The 21,140-nt window shown below is 53.6% G+C and carries 7 protein-coding genes and 1 pseudogene; all 8 read left to right on the plus strand.

The window, feature by feature from the left end:
* Positions 1–552 precede the first annotated feature (552 nt).
* The 8 genes and pseudogenes from GSQ62_RS16455 (at position 553) to wecB (ending at position 21,115) form a co-directional block, all read left to right on the plus strand.
* Positions 553–3,372 (plus strand): Kelch repeat-containing protein, encoded by a 2,820-nt coding sequence (locus GSQ62_RS16455; protein ID WP_161890523.1) that lies wholly within the window; start codon positions 553–555, stop codon positions 3,370–3,372.
* Positions 3,373–3,831: 459 nt separating this feature from the next.
* Positions 3,832–5,100 (plus strand): annotated as a pseudogene (locus tag GSQ62_RS21185) (Kelch repeat-containing protein); the annotation flags it as partial.
* 39 nt (positions 5,101–5,139) lie between these two features.
* Positions 5,140–6,279, plus strand: coding sequence for a T9SS type A sorting domain-containing protein (locus GSQ62_RS20895; RefSeq protein ID WP_237586708.1), 1,140 nt, complete (start codon positions 5,140–5,142; stop codon positions 6,277–6,279).
* A gap of 367 nt (positions 6,280–6,646) precedes the next feature.
* Positions 6,647–11,203 carry a malectin domain-containing carbohydrate-binding protein gene (locus tag GSQ62_RS16465; RefSeq protein WP_202621794.1) on the plus strand — a complete coding sequence of 1,519 codons (4,557 nt, stop codon included), beginning with the start codon at positions 6,647–6,649 and terminating at the stop codon, positions 11,201–11,203.
* 601 nt (positions 11,204–11,804) lie between these two features.
* Positions 11,805–17,267 (plus strand): malectin domain-containing carbohydrate-binding protein, encoded by a 5,463-nt coding sequence (locus tag GSQ62_RS16470; RefSeq protein ID WP_161890526.1) that lies wholly within the window; start codon positions 11,805–11,807, stop codon positions 17,265–17,267.
* Positions 17,268–17,570: 303 nt separating this feature from the next.
* Positions 17,571–18,377 carry a hypothetical protein gene (locus GSQ62_RS16475; protein WP_161890527.1) on the plus strand — a complete coding sequence of 269 codons (807 nt, stop codon included), beginning with the start codon at positions 17,571–17,573 and terminating at the stop codon, positions 18,375–18,377.
* A gap of 387 nt (positions 18,378–18,764) precedes the next feature.
* Complete coding sequence (locus GSQ62_RS16480; RefSeq protein WP_161890528.1) at positions 18,765–19,847, plus strand: glycosyltransferase family 4 protein; 1,083 nt, start codon at positions 18,765–18,767, stop codon at positions 19,845–19,847.
* 155 nt (positions 19,848–20,002) lie between these two features.
* Complete coding sequence (gene wecB / locus GSQ62_RS16485) at positions 20,003–21,115, plus strand: non-hydrolyzing UDP-N-acetylglucosamine 2-epimerase (RefSeq protein WP_161890529.1); 1,113 nt, start codon at positions 20,003–20,005, stop codon at positions 21,113–21,115.
* Positions 21,116–21,140: the final 25 nt, after the last annotated feature.

Raw genomic sequence — 21,140 nt, forward strand, 5'->3', positions numbered from 1 at the left:
GAAAGAATATTTTTAAATATTTCACGAAACAATTGATGTATTTTGCGTATAGGTTTCTTATGGTGTTAATACATCAATGTGTAAATCGCCTGCTTACTATTTACTGCAGGCATGAGTCGGCCAAAAATTTTGGGAATTTGATCTGAGATTATTCCAGCATATGATTCTGGTCAAGGATTCGAGCTATAGGAAAATTGTCATTAGTCAAAAAGACCTATAAGCTATAACATTAAAGTTTATTCCGGGATTATGCATCAGTAGGGGGCCCTAATAAGTCTGGGCTTGTCTATCAGCAGGAGAAGGTGGGGTTCGTGGTTATAGAGAAATAGTATATTCAATATTACAGCTTAAGCACATATGAAAATTACTTCTACTGCTGGTCTTGAGGCCATTGTCTCATCATGCCCAAAGGGAATAGCCTTGTCCCTGCTCAGCTTTTTTATCTGCCTGAGCGCATTTGCCTACAGTCCTGCGGCGCCTACGCCTGTTAGAACACATATAAAATCTGAACGGGCACCTGCCATGCCTGCAGGTGAAACACGGGAGCTATATATGGCTGCCAGTGCGCCTGCATTTACGGCTGCACGTTATGCATTCAGTATATCGGATGCGGCTACGCTGGGTGCTGCTGCCGGAAGGGTAGAGGCCACAGACGCTGACGGCGGAGCGCCGGTTTATGCCATTACGGCGGGCAACACCAATGGCGCTTTTGCTATGAACACGGCTACAGGCACCGTTACGGTGGCGAAGTATCTCAATTATCATACGCAGGACACTTACAACCTCACCGTCAGGGCTACGGACGGCAGCGGCCTGTACAGCGAAGCTGCTGTTGTCGTAAAGGTTACCGCCGGAAACTCTCCCTCTGACTTCGCGGACATTACCTGGGGCACCACAGCTGGCCTCCCCTATGGCACACACGAGGTGCATGGGACGGTTGTAAACGGAAAGCTTTACATTTTTGGCGGCTATGATGTACAGAAGCAACCAAGCTGGACACCGACAAAGCGCTCCTATGTATACGACCCGGCCACCAATAAGTGGAGTGCCATTGCAGATCTGCCTCACACGCCCAAAGGAACGAACTTCGGCGGCATCACGCACGTGGGCCTTGATACAGATGGAACGGACATTTACTTCGCAGGGGGCTATACATCAAACTCGTCTGGCACAGGTCAGATATTCGGCACAAGGCAGGCCTGGAAATACAATGTGGCAACTAATACATACACTGCCCTTCCAAGCCTTCCTGTTGAACTGGCTGCGGGACAGTTGAGGTATTTGCAGGGTAAACTGCATTATATTGGCGGGGCTAACAAGTTGCGCCAGGACATCGCAGACCATTATGTGCTGGATTTAGACAACCTAAGTGCCGGATGGAAAGCATCCGTGCCTCTTTCCAATCCTCGGAACCACCCCGGATCCATTGTGTGCGAAGGGAAGTTATACTTTATCGGAGGCGCCCACCACCAAGACGAACAAACGGTCACCCAAAAAAGCGTGGAGGTCTATAATCCCGGCACCAATAGCTGGTCTTTTGTGGCTGATCTGCCTACTGCAGTTGATCATATCTCCTCTTCTGTTGTAGTAATGGGCAGGCGCATTCTGGTGCTAGGCGGCGAGACCTCCCATAACAACAAGACGAACAAGATTCAGGCTTACTCACCAGCTACCAACAGTTGGACAACCATATCTCCATTAGCAGTAAGCAAGGCTGCCGGGGTGGCCGCAGTGCTGGACGGGAATCTGTACTACTCAGGCGGAAACTTTGCGCGGACCACCTATAAAGGTGTGCCAGGTGTCACAGAGGCCCAGCAGCAGGTTTCCAGCCTCACGCTGTATGACGCGAACACCAAGCAGGCGATACAAACGCTCACCGGCGGCGCAACCCTGAACCTGGCTACGCTGCCCTCCAGGAAACTGAACATCCGCGCCAACACCAGCCCCTCCAAGGTAGGCAGCGTGGTGTTTGCCCTGAGCGGGGCCCAGAGCAGGAATGCGACAGAATCCATAGCCCCATATGACCTGATGGGCGATGACGGCGCCTGGACTCCGTCCGTCGGCAGCTACTCCCTGAAGGCTACGCCCTATACGAGTTCAGGCGGCGGCGGAACGGCGGGGACGGCGCTGACGGTTGCATTTACCGTTGTTGACCAAGAGCCAGATACAAATAACCCATTGATCAGTAACATAAAGGCCACATCCGGCCGCAGCTATGTGCTCGCCGATCTGGCGGTGGGGGTGCGCGCCTACACCGACCGCACCTACGAGGTGACCAGCGTGCCTGCCTCTCTTGCCGGGGCGGCGCTGGTGCGCACGGCCAACGACGACAAGCACAGCAGCGCGAGCGCGCTGCTCTCGTTCGAGCTGAGCGAGAGCGCGACGGTGTACGTAGCCTACGACCCGCGGGCCACGGCGCTTCCCTCCTGGCTCTCGGGCTGGCAGAAGCTCACGGACAGAATCGGCGTGGACGACTCGAAGATCAGCCATATGGACCTCTACAGCAAGACCTTCGCGGCGGGCGCGGTGAGCCTGGGCGGCAACAAGCAGAGCCCGGCCGCGGGGGCCGAGAACAACTACTTCGTGGTGGGTAAGGCAGCACAGGCATCATCCACAAACTTGATTAGCAATGTTTCTGCCTCTAGTGGGAGGAATTACGTTCTGGGAGAATTGGCTACAGGAGTTACACACTACACCGATAGAACGTATAAGGTCACTTCTGCCCCTGCTTTTTTAGGTGGAGCACCCTTCATCAGAACAGCCAACGACGACAAGTACAGCACCGCGAGCACGCTGCTCTCGTTTGAGCTGAGCGAGGGCGCGACGGTGTACGTAGCCTACGACCCGCGGGCCACGGCCCTGCCCTCCTGGCTCTCGGGCTGGCAGAAGCTCACGGACAGAATAGGAATCAACGACTCGAAGATCAGCCACATGGACCTCTACAGCAAGACCTTCGCGGCGGGCGCGGTGAGCCTGGGCGGCAACAAGCAGAGCCCGGCCGCAGGGGCAGAGAATAACTACTTTGTGATAGCTAGAGCGGCACAAGCGACACTGCTCTCTGACGCCAGCAGCAATGAGGCAACAACTCTATTAAAAACGGAAAGCAATGGTTTGGCTTTAACAGTTTACCCGAACCCAACTTCTGGGGGGCAGGTGTTTGTGAAAGCAGCCAACTTCGGCAGTCAGGAAACTGTCACGCTTAGCCTGCACGACGTGCTGGGGCGTATTATTGCCTCTGTAGATGCAGTGACAGACCAGCAGGGCTTCGTTCGGGTGGAGGTGCCGGGGCACACGCAGCTAAAGCGGGGCATGTACATCATCCGGGCAAGCGCCGCAGGCGGGAAGGCGCAGTCAAAGCTGCTGGTGCGGTAGGATGCCATGGTGCGACACTTCTGACTGCATGCGTGCCGTATCGTTTTGATCCGTCATCTCAGTAACGGCATGCCGTTCTATACCAACACCTTACTAAGTGGGGCAGAGGAACGTTAACCCACATATTTGGTATTTTTTAAATATTTGACGAAACAATTGATGTATTTCACGTATAGGTACTTTATCGCGTTAATGCATCTGTTTAATTACAAATTTTTTAAACGTTTGCTTCTGTCCAGCGCGTATCTGAGATAAGAAGAATTGAATCCTATTTTAATCTAGTATGTTACTCCGGGCCAGGGCACCGGGGAGTCGCGAATTTTCCCGCCAGCAGGCAGATGACACGAGTGTTAGGTCTTCTTCTGGGTTGTTCGGTAACATGGATTGTTTTCCTGTCAGCAGGGGAAGTAGGGGCGTGGCTAAATAGGAACCATATTAAAAATTACAGCTTAAGCACATATGGAGATTACTTCTACTGCTGGTTTTAAGACCATTGTCTCATTAAATCCAAGGGGGGTAACCCTGTCCCTGCTGAGCTTTTTTATCTGCCTGAGCGCATTTGCCTACAGTCCTGTAGCGCCTGCGCCTGTTAGAACACATATAAAATCTGAACGGTCACCTACAGTACCGGTTCTTGCTGCAGGTGAAACCGATCGGCTATATGTGGCTGCTAACGCGTGCGCGTCTACGGCTGCACATTATGCGTATGCCTCATCAGATGCGTTTACCCGGGGTGCTGTGGCGGGAGATGTAGAAGCATCAGATGTGAATGGCCAGGATAGCAAGTCGCATGTATCAGTTCCGGTAGCACCACAGGCAACTGTGTCTGCTTTTAGCAGTATAAACTGGGGAACTGCCGCTAGACAGCCCTATACAGTCTCCGAAGGCCAGGGTAAAGTGGTAAACGGAAAGCTCTACACCTTCGGGGGATTCGATAGCCGTAAATCCACTTACACTCCCACAAGCCGTGCCTACCGCTACGATCCAGTGGCCAATACCTGGTCAGCAATTGCGCCCATGCCACCCATGAATGGCACCAACTATGGAGGTGTTACCCACGCAGGTTTTGCAACCGATGGCACTGACATTTACTTCGCAGGGGGCTATACATCGAACTCGTCTGGCACCGGCCAGATTTTTGGCACAAAGGAAGTATGGAAATATATTGTTGCCGAGAACCGGTATGTTCGGTTGCCTAATCTGCCAATCACAGTAGCCGCGGGCCAGCTAGAATTTTTGAATGGCAGACTTCATCACATTGGAGGAACAAACGCCGCACGCACATCTGATTTGGGAAACCATTATGTGCTGCAACTAGATGACCTAGCGGCGGGCTGGAAATCTCTGGCGAATCTTCCTTCTCCCCGGCACCACGCAGGGTCAGCAGTCTATGGGGGTAAGATTTACCTTATTGGCGGACAGACGGGACATGACAGCAACTTAAGCACATCAAAGCTAGTACACCAGTATAATCCGGTAACAAACATTTGGACGCGGGTTGCAGACCTGCCTGTGCCTTCGGGCGCAAGTGGCAGAGGGCATATATCGTCTGCTGTTATTGTGGTTGATGACCGTATACTGGTGCTCGGTGGAGAGACAGAGCATATTTCGGGTGTAACCAATATGGTATCTGCTTACACACCTGCTACAAACACATGGGAGAGCCTCACGCCACTGCCCGCGCCACGATACTCCGGAGTGGCAGCATGGTTGAACGGCAATATTTACTATACGGGTGGTTCCTCTTCAAGCACCACCTATAAAGGTGTGCCAGGTGTCACAGAGGCCCAGCAGCAGGTTTCCAGCCTCACGCTGTATGACGCGAACACCAAGCAGGCGATACAAACGCTCACCGGCGGCGCAACCCTGAACCTGGCTACGCTGCCCTCCAGGAAACTGAACATCCGCGCCAACACCAGCCCCTCCAAGGTAGGCAGCGTGGTGTTTGCCCTGAGCGGGGCCCAGAGCAGGAATGCGACAGAATCCATAGCCCCATATGACCTGATGGGCGATGACGGCGCCTGGACTCCGTCCGTCGGCAGCTACTCCCTGAAGGCTACGCCCTATACGAGTTCAGGCGGCGGCGGAACGGCGGGGACGGCGCTGACGGTTGCATTTACCGTTGTTGACCAAGAGCCAGATACAAATAACCCATTGATCAGTAACATAAAGGCCACATCCGGCCGCAGCTATGTGCTCGCCGATCTGGCGGTGGGGGTGCGCGCCTACACCGACCGCACCTACGAGGTGACCAGCGCGCCTGCCTCTCTTGCCGGGGCGGCGCTGGTGCGCACGGCCAACGACGACAAGCACAGCAGCGCGAGCGCGCTGCTCTCGTTCGAGCTGAGCGAGGGCGCGACGGTGTACGTAGCCTATGACCCGCGGGCCACGGCCCTGCCCTCCTGGCTCTCGGGCTGGCAGCAGCTCACGGACAGAATAGGAATCAACGACTCGAAGATCAGCTATATGAACATCTACAGCAAGAGCTTCCCGGCGGGCGCGGTGAGCCTGGGCGGCAACAAGCAGAGCCCGGCCGCGGGGGCCGAGAACAACTACTTCGTGGTGGCAAAGGCGGCACAGGCCGTCCTGTCCTCTGAGGCCAGCAGTAGTGGAGGAAACACTTTGTCGAAGGCAGATAACAGGGGCTTAGGCCTGAAGGTTTACCCGAACCCAAGCTCTGGCGGGCAGGTGTATGCGGAGATAAGCAACTTCGGCGGGCGGGAAGCCCTCACGGTCACCCTGCACGACGTGCTGGGGCGGGCCGTCGCCTCCGTGGATGCAGTGACTGACCAGCAGGGCTACCTTTGGGTGGAGGTGCCGGGGCACACGCAGCTAAAGCAGGGCATGTACATCATCCGGGCAAGCGCCGCAGGCGGGAAAGCCCAAGCCAGGCTGCTGGTGCGGTAGGATGCCATGGTGTGACAAGCAAGACTGCATACTTACAGTCTTGCTTGTCACACCACTTGTAAAACAGGGCTATAAACACAAGTTTAAAGTATTGGAATTTATCAGGGAAAGTACATAACATCAACAAACCAGAAGTTACTGACAAGACCTAAGCTCGGTTAAATATAGAATCAGAGGTTTTCATATAAAGTAGCCTTAACAACAGGGGTATTTAATAGCTCCTGGCTGCTGGTAGGGTGCCTATCTGAAAACCATTGATTGTACTTGGCATTTAATTAAAATTATATATTCAACACACCAGTCACAAATGAAACAGAAATTTACCACCCTTCTCCATTGTCCGCCACTACTAAATATCAGGTGGCTAGTGCTCCTGCTAATCGGATTTAACATCGGCAGCACAGCCCATGCTGTTGAGCGGCAGATACAGGATGCCAGTCTGATATCCAATATAGCCTCAAGTAGCGGCCGCAGTTATGTGCTCGCTGATTTGGCGGTGGGGGTGCAGCCTTATACCGACCGCACCTATAAGGTAACCAGCGTTCCTGCCTCTCTTGCCGGGGCGGCGCTGGTGCGCACGGCCAACGACGACAAGCACAGCACCAGCACCTCATTACTGTCCTTCAATCTGAGCGAGAGCGCGACGGTGTACGTAGCCTATGACCCGCGCGCCACGGCGCTGCCCTCCTGGCTCTCGGGCTGGCAGAAGCTCACAGACAGAATCGGCGTGGACGACTCGAAGATCAGCTATATGAACATCTACAGCAAGAGCTTCCCGGCGGGCGCGGTGAGCCTGGGCGGCAACAAGCAGAGCCCGGCAACTGGGGCTGAGAACAATTACTTCGTTTTGGGCAAGGCAGCGGAGGCACCTGCGGCAGGTTTGATATCCAATATATCGGCCAGCAGCGGGCGAAGCTATATATTGGGAAATCTGGCAGCAGGCGCGCCCTTCTACACCGACAGGGACTACACCGTCACCTCCGTTCCTTCCACTCTTGATGGCATGGCCTTCATCCGGACAGCCAACGACGACAAGAACAGCACGGCCTCCTCGCTGCTCTCCTTCAACCTGAGCGAGAGCGCGACGGTATATGTAGCCTACGACCCGCGCGCCACGGCCCTGCCCTCCTGGCTCTCGGGCTGGCAGAAGCTCACGGACAGAATCGGCGTGGACGACTCGCAGATCAGCAGCATGGACCTCTACAGCAAGAGCTTCCCGGCGGGCGCGGTGAGCCTGGGCGGTAACAAGCAGAGTCCGGCCGCGGGGGCGCAGACAAACTATTTTGTGGTTGCAAAGGCCGCAGAGGCGGAACAGTATACGCTGTCAGTCTCCACCACAGGCAGCGGTACAGTAACCAAAAGCCCGAACCAGGCTACCTACGCCTCTGGCACCAGCGTTAGCCTTACTGCGACGCCAGCTTCCGGATATGCGTTCAGCGGGTGGAGCGGCGATGCCACCGGCACGTCCAACCCGCTGTCGGTGACCATGGGCGGTAACAAGACCATCACCGCCAACTTCACGCAGTCGCAGCCCTCAACAGGCCTGATCAGCAACATATCGGCCAGCAGCGGGCGGAGCTATATATTGGGAAGTTTGGCAGTAGGCGCACAGCACTACACAGATCGCACTTATAAAATAACCAGCGTTCCGGCTTCTCTAAGCGGAGCCTCCCTGATAAGGACAGCCAACGACGACAAGAAGAGCACCAGCTCCTCGCTGCTCTCCTTCAACCTGAGCGAGAGCGCGACGGTATATATAGCCTACGACCCGCGCGCCACGGCGCTGCCCTCCTGGCTGAGCGGCTGGCAGAAGCTTACCGACAAAATCGGTGTGGACGACTCGCAGATCAGCAGCATGGACCTCTACAGCAAGACCTTCCCGGCGGGTGCGGTGAGCCTGGGCGGCAACCTGCAGAGCCCGGCCGCGGGGGCGCAGACAAACTATTTTGTGGTTGCAAAGGCCGCCACTGTTAATACAGAGCAGGAAGTAAAAATCAATTTCCAGCTGGCTACCTCCACTACACCTTCGGGCTATATCAAAGATTCGGGGCTGCCTTTCGACGCTGGCAGAGGCTATGGCTGGGTCGATCCTGCCACGAAGCAGCCACGGGACCTTTCTGCAAACATGCGTGAACGCTCTGGCTCTGTGGAAGCGCGCCTGCGGACGCTGTCACAGATGCAGGCAACTACTAACGGACAGGTGCCAGGCACCTGGGAATACGTAGTGCCAAACGGGTCCTATAACGTTTCGGTGAGCGTGGGAGACCCTAGCTATACCGATAGCAGACACCAGATAAACGTAGAGGGCAAGGCAGCTATCAATGGCTTTGTTCCTTCTTCGCAGGCATTGTTCCAATCGGCAACGGTTTCCGTGAACGTGAGTGACGGCAGGCTTACCGTGGATGCTGCGGGGGGTACTAACACGAAGCTCAATTACATCATCATTAGCCCGGCAACGGCTGGGGAAGATATAATTCCACCGGTGGCTACCGTTAGGTTTACGGGCACCGAACAGTCGGCGGGCGTATACAAGAACGAGGTATATGTATCTGTAGCAGCCTCAGATGAAGGAGGCTCCGGACTCGCATCGGTACAGTACAGCCTGAATAATGCAGCCTATACCGCCTACACGGAGCCCCTCAGGATTGGGAACCCCGGTAATTATACCATCAGGGCGAGAGCAACAGACAATGCGGGGAACGAGACCGTCACCGATGTCCAGAACTTTAGCGTTGTCTCCGCAACAGCGAGCAATGCCTATATGGTTCTGGAGAACCAGAATTTCTTCCCTGCTCCCGACGAGCTAAGCTTCTCGTTGATCCAGAATCCCTGGAGGCGTGAGAATAGCGATGGCACCTTCACGCCCTACAACGAGAACCACAACAAGGTGAAACTGCGCATCCATAACAAGGGAACGGGGGCGCTCGTCATCAGCAACTTTGCCTTATCGAACCCCAGTGCCTGGAAGATCTCTAAATTGAACGGCGCGGCCTACACGGCTTCGGCATTGCCGCTGTCGGTAGCCTCTAAATCAAATGTCGAGCTAGAGGTAGAGTTTATTGCGGCAAACCAGGCAACCCGGGTGAAAGTGCTGCAGGATGCGCTTTATATATCATCCAACGATGATCTGGCGCCTTACAAGGAAGTAAAACTGCGGGGGCTGTGGCAAAAGTATGGGGAAGGCAATTCAGAGCCTTATGCACAGGAGATAATCAACGCACTTGGCTTTAAGACCAGAATCGGTTTTGGTGCGAGCGACGGCGCATCTGATGGATCGTACGTAATGCCTAACTCTGATGAAATCATCTCTGCTTATTTTCAGAGGGTGGATCCGAGCAAGGACGTGCAGGTTATCCAGGTGGCCGCGTACCATGGCTGCTGCAATGATGTAGAAAACTTTGAGTGGCATGCGAAGGGCAGTTCTTATAATACATCCCTGTTCACACACGAGAACCTGGACGGCCAGTCCCTTCTGCCAAGGAAGAATGGTTCTACTTCGCTTGCTAGTGGAAAAATAGCCGTCCCTACGGCGACTACAGCTAACCCAAATGCCGCCTTTGGCTTCAGAGTACACAAGTCTTATTCTGACAGGACTAAGAATGATGGGGGTAAGATTGGCATGCGCATCTGGAAAGCGGTGGATGGCAATGGCAACGTTATTCCAAACGCTTACCTGATAGGTGCAGATTACCTGGGCACTTCGTACACGAACTACGACTATCAGGATAATATATACTATATATCTAACGTGAAGCCAGAGGCAGGCCCTGTGCATTATTCAGAGCTTGGTGCGACTCCGACCACGGATTTTGATTTTGGGGCTGTGATGACAGGGGCAAGTAAATCCCTCACAATAAATCTCAAGAACCTGGGCGGTAACTACGCTGGTGGCAGCGACCCGGACATTCAGATACAGAAGGTGGAGATTGTGGGGCCGAACATGGCTGATTTCACCACCACAGCGCCTGCCACCACCACACTGGCTGCACAAGCTTCTACCAGTGTAACCGTTAATTTTAGCCCCGGGAGCCTCGGTATCAAAAATGCGGCGCTATTGGTGTATTACAACAATGCAACATCGCCGTTACGTGTGCCGTTATATGGCATCGCAAACAGCAACAGCGCCACTATCACTGCTGTTAAGCGTATTAAGGGCGCTGCTGATAGCAATGTTACCATCGGTGGCAAAGTGTGGGAAGCAGATGCCAGCTACCGGCAGGGCAGTATAAAGCTGGATAAGCAAATTGTGTCTACAGCCATCGCGGCCACGGATGACGATGTGCTGTACCAGACGTACCTGTCGGCAGGCGCCAACTTGGCTGAAACTCGCTACGAGATACCGCTTGCCAATGGCAGTTATATGGTCAGAATGCACTTCGTGGAGAATTACTGGTCGGCAACAGGATCGAGGGTGTTTAACATAACCGCTGAAAATCAGCTTCGGCTTCCAAACTTCGATATCTACAGTGAAGTTGGGTACAGAAGCGCAATGGTCAAGGATTTCGACATCAACGTGTCGGATGGTGTTCTCAGCCTGAAGTTTAACCCGACGGCAGACCGTCTGGCCATAGCAGCTGTCGAGATATACAGAGCAACGGCAAGTGGCGCACTCGCCGCTACGTCTGTTGAAGCCAATGTCATGCAATTGGCAGAGGGCAGCAAGGCAGCACTGCGCGTTTACCCCAACCCGACTTCTGGAGGGCAGGTATATGCGGAGATAAGCAACTTTGGCGCGCGGGAAGCCGTCACGGTTACCCTGCACGACGTGCTGGGGCGGGCCATCGCCTCCGTGGATGCAGTGACTGACCAGCAGGGCTACGCCCGCGTGGAAGTACCCGGGCACACGCAGCTAAAGCGGGGCATGTACATCATCCGGGCAAGCGCCGCAGGTGGGAAAGCCCAAGCCAGGCTGCTGATACAGTAGATTCACAACACAGGCTATAGGGAAGGCGCGGCAACTTTGCCGCGCCTTCCCTATTTATTGCGCATGGATTTAGAGTGAGTTTAACCATTAAATTAGGTGTTTAGCCATTATTTCAGAAAATAGGTAGAATAAATGCAAAAAGTTAAGACCTAAAATCTATTTTTGCGTATATGATTCTCATATAAAATTATACATTCCTTATAAAGGCTGAAAACCAATTGTATACCCCTTGTCTATCCTCCTGTGTTTTGCTACTAAGGATCCTGCTTAGGACTTACCAAACTGATAGTAGCTGAATAGAGGCACCACATAGTTCCGCATTTTTATATCCACTTGATACAGCGGCTTATCGTGTAGTTTCAGTTAGTGCTGTAACAACAGATATGAACCCAAGTATTGAAAGCAGTTAATTCAACCAATCCAGATGAAAGAAAATTACAACGACACCAATCACCCGGTCGTAGTGCCTAAGCCCCAATTCATTATATTAATACTTATACTGCTGGCTTCTTTTACGGTATTCCCGCCCACGGTTTCCCGTGCGCATGCAACCAGTACTGCGATATCCTCAAGAACTGATGCTGGAGAACCCCGCCTGAAAGTGGCGCATACAAGCAGTGCGAAGGCTGCGCGCCTGGCCGAAGGCACTCCCTGTTCCCCACTCAGCATGCTCCCCTGCGACCAGCTTCCTGTGGCAGTGCCCTTTAGGCTGGATTTTGAGGCGAGCGAAGTCGGTATTCCGGATATAAATGGTTTGGGTACCGGCTTTACCCTGGTAGACGCCTATTCCGGCACCAGGCTGACTGCAGACGGGTCACCCAGCGATCCCTCTGTTCCGGGGTATGAGTCGTCTAAGCTGAAGGTGGAGGCGGGGAAGCTTGAAATCCTGACAAACAAAGGAATTGCCTACCAGGAGAACAACAACCAACTGAACTCCTTGGGTGTGCGGGTAGACAGCCGCGGCAAGTTGCAGGTGGAGACCGTGCTCATAAGCCCTTATGCCGGTGCCAACGCTGAACAGGCCGGCCTATGGTTCGGCCTGAATGACAAGACGTTTGTAAAACTTGCCGTGACTGCAAACAGGGTGGAACTGCGACGGGAGATAAATGATGTATCGGCAGGCACAGGCTCCGCTGATCATCGCATCACTGGCACCATCAGCGGCCTGAATACCAGTGCGGTGCGACTGAGGCTGCTGATAGATCCTGCCAATGCCACCGTACAGGGTTTTTATTCTACCGATGGAACCACCTTTATAAATGTAGGGGAGGCATACAGCATATCGTGGCTGAGCATTGCCGGAGCGGGCCTGACCAGCAGCACCGCCCACGCCGGAATTTACGCTACACACCGCAATGGCTCAAAGCCAGTAGCGTATACCTTCGACAACTTCTCTATTACTGCCCCAGGCACTTCGGCCAATCCTAGCACGTCGTCGCCACTGGTGAGTAACCTTACATCCAGTACCGGAAAGAGTTATACTGTAACCGCACTGGCAGTAGGTGCCAGAACATATACAGACCGCACGAACCAAGTGACAAGCGTTCCTGCTGTACTATCCGGTTCAGAGCTCGTACAGACGGCCAATGATGATAAATGGAATACCAGCACCTCATTACTGTCCTTCAATCTGAGCGAGAGCGCGACGGTATATATAGCCTACGACCCGCGGGCCACGGCGCTGCCCTCCTGGCTCTCGGGCTGGCAGAAGCTCACCGACCGGGTGGGTGTCAACGACTCGAAGATCAGCTATATGAACATCTACAGCAAGAGCTTCCCGGCGGGCACGGTGAGCCTGGGCGGCAACCTGCAGAGCCCGGCCGCGGGGGCGCAGAATAACTACTTTGTGATGGCTAAGGCCACCGGATCAGAGCAATATACGCTGTCAGTATCCACCACAGGAAGCGGTGCAGTAACCAAAAACCCGAACCAGGCAACCTATTCCTCTGGTGCCAGCGTTATCCTGGAGGCGACGCCAGCTTCCGGATATGCGTTCAGCGGGTGGAGCGGCGACGCCACCGGCACGTCCAACCCGCTGTCGGTGACCATGAGCGGCAACAAGGCCATCACCGCCAACTTCACGCAGTCGCAGCCCTCTACAGGCCTGATATCTAACATATCGGCCAGCAGCGGGCGGAGCTACATGTTGGAAAATTTGGCAGTAGGCGCTGTTCATTACACGGACCGCACCTATAAAATAACCAGTGTGCCTGCTTCCTTAAGCGGAGCGCCCTTCATCCGGACAGCCAACGACGACAAGAACAGCACGGCCTCCTCGCTGCTCTCCTTCAACCTGAGCGAGAGCGCGACGGTGTACGTAGCCTATGACCCGCGCGCCACGGCGCTGCCCTCCTGGCTCTCGGGCTGGCAGAAGCTCACTGACCGGGTGGGTGTCAACGACTCGAAGATCAGCTATATGAACATCTACAGCAAGAGCTTCCCGGCGGGCGCGGTGAGCCTGGGCGGTAACAAGCAGAGTCCGGCCGCAGGGGCAGAGAATAATTACTTTGTGATAGCAAAAGCCGCCACAACCAATCAAAATCAGGCCCCTGTAGCCAATGCAGGCCAGGACAAGACAATCACACTCCCCCAGGATAATGTAACACTGGATGGTTCAGGCACGGATACAGACGGTACAGTCGTCAACTACAACTGGAGCCAGGAAAGTGGGCCTAATGCGGCTAACTTTAGCAGCACTACTGTTGCGAGGCCTACTGTGAGCGGCCTTGTGGCGGGCAGTTATACCTTCAGTTTAGTAGTGAGGGATGACAAGGATGCAGTCAGTGCCCCTGATCTGGTTAACGTTACCGTTCAGAGTGCTGACACACAGCCTGACGCCTGTTATCCCATCAGTATGCTTGCTTGTTCACAGGTGCAGCTTAGCCTGCCGGTCAACCTTACCTTTGGGGGAAGCATTAGCAATACTGTTCCAGATAAAAACGGCTCAGGCACAGGCTTCACCATGGTGGATGCTTACTCAGGCACGCGCAATACAGCTGACGGAGCACCGAGCAACACCAACATACCTGGCTATGAGCCATCAAAGCTGACAGTAGCCTCCGGGAAGCTGCAACTGGTCACCAACAAGGGAATCGCCTTTCTGTCCAGCAACAACCAACTCAATGCGCTGGGGGTAAAGGTAAACAGCAGGGGGCAACTGCAGGTCGAGACGACGTTGATTAACCCTTACTACGGCACCGCTTCCCAGCAGGCGGGGGTATGGTTTGGGCTAAACGACAAAACCTACCTTAAACTAGCTGTTACGGGCAACAAGGTAGAAATGCGGCGCGAGTTTAACGATGATTCCGGCACTGCGGAGACCGACCAGCGCATTACCAGTACCATCAGCGGCCTGAATAACCAGGTGGTGCATCTGCGGCTGGAGGTGGACCCTACCTCGGGTACCGCCGAGGGCTTTTATTCCACCGATGGGGTGACGTATGTGAACGTGGGACAAAACTACTCCACGCCGGGGCTGAGCATCTCAGGCATGGGCCTGACCGGCAGCACCGTCTTTACCGGAATCTTCGCCACACACCGCAACGGCTCCAGCCCCGTCACCTACACCTTCGACGACTTCAGTGTGAAAACATCGCTGCGGCCCTATGTTACCGCGGTACGTCCGGCTCCCGGAGCCACTAATGTGCCTCTAGACAAGTCTGTCTCGGTTGATTTAGCATTCCCGAGCGGCAAATCGATAAACGGCAATACTGTGAACACAAACACTGTAAAGCTATATACCGTTGCTCTCGGAGGAGGGGAACAGGTGACAGGAACCGCGGTGAATGCGACGGCCGCAGGCGATGCCATAACGCTTTCAGCGTCACTCAAGCCAAACACCACATATGAGTTTATAATTACGGACCAGGTCAAGGACGGCAACGGGTACGCGATGATACCTTTTTCTTCCCGCTTTACCACAACCGGCTCCGTCCCCGAAACCCCGACCGAATTAGTGGGGGTGTCTTTTACGGAGCAGATTCTGATCGATAATTCCTTTGGCACCAACGGGTTCACGAGCCTGGCAATTGGGCCGGACCACCGGCTGTATGCAGCAACCTCGGAGGGGAAAGTCGTGCGTTGGGACATCGCCGCAGACGGAACGCTCACCAACCAGGTTACCATTACCCTGTTCGGGACCACCCCGCGTCTGCTGATCGGGTTCAGGTTTGACCCCGCAGCTACCCGAGGAAATCTGGTAGCCTGGGTCAGCCACTCCTCAGGGTCTTTCAACAACGCGGAAGAATGGTCCAGCAAAATATCTAAAATCGATCTGAACGATCCGGCCAACCCGCAGGTGAAAGATTATGTCATCAACCTGCCGCGCTCCTACAAAGATCACTCTGTCAACTCCATCGATTTTGGACCGGATGGCGCCTTGTATGTCGTGCAGGGCAGTAATACGGCCATGGGAGAACCTGACTTAGCCTGGGGAGAGCGGCCGGAAAGGCTGCTTTCAGGCGCCGTGCTGCGCCTGGATATAGCGAAGGCAGAGCAGCAGGCACTGCCGCTGAATGTGAAAACCGCAGAGGGAGGCACCTACAACCCTTATGCGGCGGGCGCTCCCCTGACCATATATGCGTCGGGCGTGCGCAACGCTTATGACCTTGTGTGGCATACGAACGGGGAGTTGTATGTGCCCACCAACGGATCTGCCGCTGGAGGAAATACCCCGGCGCTTGCGTCTGGAACTACCTGGTCTAACGGGCAGGTGTATAGTGGTGCGGATATCGCGGCCATGAATGATGTCCGCATCTCGCAGAACGACTACCTTTACAGGGTTGCCAAAGGCGGGTATTACGGACACCCCAATACGCTGCGCCACGAGTATATACTGAATGGAGGCAACCCGACAGAGCGGAAGGACCCGGGAGAGGTGGTTTGGAACATAGACGGCGTGGCGTACGGCTACCCTGTGGGCACGCCTATTGAACCGAACTTCAGGGGATGGGCCTACGACTTTGGCATGAACATCTCCCCGAATGGCGTGATAGAATACAAGAGCAGCGCATTCGGTGGAAAGCTAAAGGGCAAATTACTCGTATGCCGCTTCAGCGGCGGAGACGACTTGATTGTGCTGGAGCCCGGCGTAACGAATAAGGATATCATCAAGGCCACAGAGGGCATCAAAATTCCAGGTCTGCGCCGCCCGTTCGCAAACCCACTGGACGTGGTCGAGGATGTGCTTACCGGGAACCTCTATATATCAGAGTACTTTGACGGGAATGGCAAGGGCCAGCCGCGCATTACCCTGCTCAGAGCGGACCAGACAGCCGTGGCAGACAGGATAAACGCTGGCGGCGATGAGTATACAGACTCGCAGAACCGCACTTGGGGAGCAGACGGCTACTCTACTGGCGGCGTTACAGCATCAAAATCATTTGATGTGGCGGGTACAGTGGATGATCAGCTTTATCTCCACTACCGGTATGCCTCCTCCGGAGTTCCTTTCAGCTATCAGATACCTGTCAGCACTTCCGGCTCCTACACTGTAAAGCTCCATTTCCTGGAGCCGTACTTTGGGGCGCCCGGTGGGAAAACAACAGGACTGACTGGTGCCCGCGTGTTCCATGTGGATGTTGAAGGGCAAAGGGTACTCAGCAACTTCGATATTTATGCCCAGGAAGGAGCCGGTAAGGCAATTGTCAAAACGTACAGCAATGTGTCAGTGACAGACGGAAAACTCTCCATTGACTTCACCTCGGTGAAGGACAACGCCATTATCTCAGCGATAGAAGTGATACCAAACACGCTTGCGACAGCGCAGGTCAGCGCCGAGCAGCAGGATTTCGAAAGCAATGCTTCCGGTCTGCAGATATATCCGAACCCGACCTCTGGTGGGAAAGTGTTCGTGAACATCGAGAATTTCGGTCAAAACGAGCCGGTCACTGTGACCGTCATGGATATGGCAGGCCGCCTGATTCAATCGCAGGACCTTGTGACAGATGCCACCGGAGCCGGAAAGATAGAACTTACGTTAGACGGAGGCACTGTCCGCGGACTTTACTTCATTAGGGCGGCCTCTCCGTCTGCCAGCAAGGTAGGGAAGCTCCTGGTTCAGTAACAGGCAGAGATGCGCCACATATAGCGCCCGCTACTATACTTAGCGGGCGCTATATGTGGCGCATCTGCTTTGTTGCCTGGGCGGGATTGGCATATATAGCAGTCGCAGCCACTAAAATTTATTCACAGGAAAGAATTCTCCAGTGCTGGCAGAGGCTTGCATATGGTAACCTGTACGGTATGTGAGGTGTTGCTAAGGTAATGATTACCAATATATTAAGAGGTTTTGTAATACAAAAATTTATTTTATAAAACATATATATTATTTTGACGTTCTTGATATAAATTATAATAATAGTCCGCTTTGAGTAAAATAGTAACCCTTATCATCCAGCTGTTTCTCTGCCAGTTGATAGTTTTTACCTGCTTTGGCCAGGCCAGCAAGCCATTCACTATCTATGCTTACCCGAGCAGGTTCGATGCAAAGGCGGAGGCCTACTTCGCCGCAAACGGGTTTATAACAGAGGATATAGACATCATGACCCAGGGGAGCATCGTTTACGCGAACGACCCCGCCAACTTTGACCTGGCCCGTATCAAGCGTTTTCTGGATAAGAAGTTCCCGGACATGCAGAGCGAGGGCATGCTGGTGCTCGACTGGGAGGCGGGCCCATACAAGGCCCTGCGTGACCTCCCGGCCACAGACAGCGGCTTTAAAGCAGCCGAGGAGAAACTGATAGCCCTGCTGGAGGAGGTGAGGAAACTCAGGCCGAACCTGAAACTCTCCTACTACGGGATTCCTTACCGGACCTGGAGCAAATGGCAGATCGATAATTACAATCCCGCCGGGAAGTTCGACAATCTTCTGTCCAAAGTCGACTTTATAGCCCCCTCTATCTATATGGTGCATGCAGATGAAACCGTGGGGCATGAGCGAAACCTGCAGTATCTGAAAAATAACCTGGATGCTGCGCTGGTATATGGCAAAAAGTTTAACATCCCGGTCACGCCTTTCATCTGGCACCGCATACACACCGGCGATAAAATGTACGGGGGGAGATTATCCAGAAAGAAGTGCTCGCAAGCTATATCCGATTCATCTCATCATATGCACTGGATGGCTATAAGACAGCGGGTGCCTACTGGTGGGACAATGCCAGCAACCGGCTGAGTAACCTGAACGGGATAGATAACCACCTGAACGGTACTGTACACGATGCCGCCACATATGACCTGATGCTTGTGGAGTATGCGAAAGAGATAAAGCAGGCGTTGAACAAATAAGCTTCTTCTAGTAGAATGTGGGTTAAGGCCAGGACAACCAGTATCGGCTAAACCGACACCCGGACGGCGGTTAAGTCAAAAACACGTAAATTTGAAACTTCATGCAGACGCAGGATGAAGGGATGTATATAGATTTAACAATCGCCTGAAGAAAAGCAGGTTGTGAAAGCGGGCTGCAGCTTTTCCATTCCTCCTGCACTCTTGTAAGTGTATCCTCCACTTTGAGAGGCAACTGAAGGAAGCCGTTCTGCTTAGAGCGAACTAGCAAACATATATGAAAGTATTATTTGTATTTGAATTAGGGCTGTTACATTACCGTGTTCCGATACTGGAAAAGATAGCTAAGGATGAGCGTGTGCAGAGATGCGATGTGATCCATACCGAGCAGCACACTAAAGGCAGCTATTATTTTACCGAACTGAAGGCCAAGGTCAGGAAATTTGGCATGTTCAAGCTTTTGCCGGAAGTAAGCCACCTGAAGGATGATTATGATGTGGTTGTATTCTCTTTCAACCTCTGGAGGCCGAGCTGGTTTTACAGCCTGTTTTCCCCCAGAAAGGCCAAGTACATCTTATGGGGCCAGGGTTTCGGAAGAACCAATAATTACTGGGTAGCCAGGCTGGCCAAAATTTACTTCGCCAAATGGGCAGACGCCGTAATCTTCTATACGCAGAGCGGGTGCTTGGACTTTCAGCAGCATGGTATTCCAGCGGAGAAAATGTTTGTAGCCAGAAACACGTTGCACATAGCTAACGCTGGGAGATCCGAGGAGGTGGAGAAAACTGATCTGCTTTATGTCGGCAGAATCCAGGAGCGAAAAGGGGTGGATGTGCTCATCAGGGCCTTTGCCACTATTGTAAAGGACGTTCCGCAGAGCGTGATGATCCGAATAATTGGAGACGGGGATACCTTGATATTGCGGGAGGCCGCGGAAAAGTATGGCCTGCAGGACAAGGTAATTTTCGAGCCCGGCGTATTCAATGAGGCAGATCTGAAAGAAAAATTCTCCAGGGCTATTGCATATGTTTCTCCCAATCATGTCGGGCTTGGGGTGGTGCACAGTTTCGCATATGGCGTTCCGGTCATCACGAATAAAAACAGGAAGCATGCCCCGGAGTTTGAGTACTGTGATAACTCCAACAGCCTGCTGTATGAGGATGAGGAAGAGGAACTGCCCGCGTTGTTGAAGGAAATCTGCAATAATGCAAGTTTACAGCGCGAGCTTTCTGCGGGAGGCTTCAACTATTATGATCGTAACTTACGGTCAGATGTGATGGTAAAAGGTTTTCTGGATGCATTTGATTATGTGCTGCGGGAGAATAGGGAGCCAGCCTTACAAACTCAGGATCGTCGTTAAGATTACCCAATGAGCCTGGGGCTATTATGCAGGCAGGCTCTTTTGAGTTAGTTTCTTAACCTGCTAGCCAACCGTGCCCTCTTGACAGGCCCGACCTGTCAACCATTCTGAACCTCATAGCCGAAACAGAATTACGTTTACTTATATTTAAGAATATGCTTATAACTATTATTGCCGGAGCCAGACCTAACTTTATGAAAATTGCCCCTATCATCGAGGCGATTAAAAAGTCTGCGCTTGAAGGACATACCATCTCCTACAGACTGATTCATACGGGCCAGCATTATGATAAAAAAATGTCTGGTGACTTCTTCGAGCAACTGGGCATCCCGGAGCCGGACGCCAACCTGGAGGCGGGCGGCGGAACCCAGGCAGAGCAGACCGCAGCCATCATGGTGCGGTTTGAGAAAGAACTGATGAACCACCGGCCAGACCTGGTGGTGGTAGTGGGCGATGTGACCTCTACCATGGCCTGTGCCATTACTGCACAAAAGCTTCGTGTGCCAGTGGCGCACGTCGAGGCGGGCATCCGCTCCGGAGACTGGGGCATGCCGGAAGAGATAAACCGCATGGTGACGGACAGCATCAGCAACTACTTTTTCACTACCTCCGAGGCGGCCAACCAGAACCTGCTAAGCACCGGCGTGAGCCGCGACAGGATTTTCTTTGTGGGCAACACCATGATAGACACCCTCCTGAAGCAGCAGCCCAAATTCCGGGCACCCCAGTTCTGGGATGAACTAGGCCTGAAGAAAAAGGAGTACCTGGTGATGACGCTGCACCGCCCTTCGAATGTGGATGACCCAGAGCAACTGGCAAGGCTGCTGAATGTGCTGGAGGAAGGCACGGAGCAACTGCCGGTTATTTTCCCGGTTCACCCCCGCACCCGCAACAACATGCAGAAGTTTGGCATCAGCACCAACCACGTGAAGACGGTGGAGCCGCTTGGTTACTTGGAGTTCAACTTCCTGGTGCAGCATGCCAAAGGCGTTATCACCGACTCCGGCGGCATAACTGAGGAGACCACTGTGATGGGCGTGCCCTGCATGACGCTGCGAACCTCTACTGAAAGACCTGAAACCTGTACCATTGGCACCAACGAGTTGCTTGGCACCGACAGCGAAGCGCTGAGAGAGGCTCTGGAGGTGCTTTTCGCGGGTGGCTGGAAAGAAGGAGGCATCCCGGAGCTATGGGATGGGAAGACGGCAGAACGCATTGTGCAGGCACTCCTGCACCTGCACCAGCCCGAAACCGCAGACCTGCCTTAACTGCATGAGCGCAGTTACAACGTAG

This window comes from Pontibacter russatus, assembly GCF_009931655.1.
Lineage (GTDB): Bacteria > Bacteroidota > Bacteroidia > Cytophagales > Hymenobacteraceae > Pontibacter > Pontibacter russatus.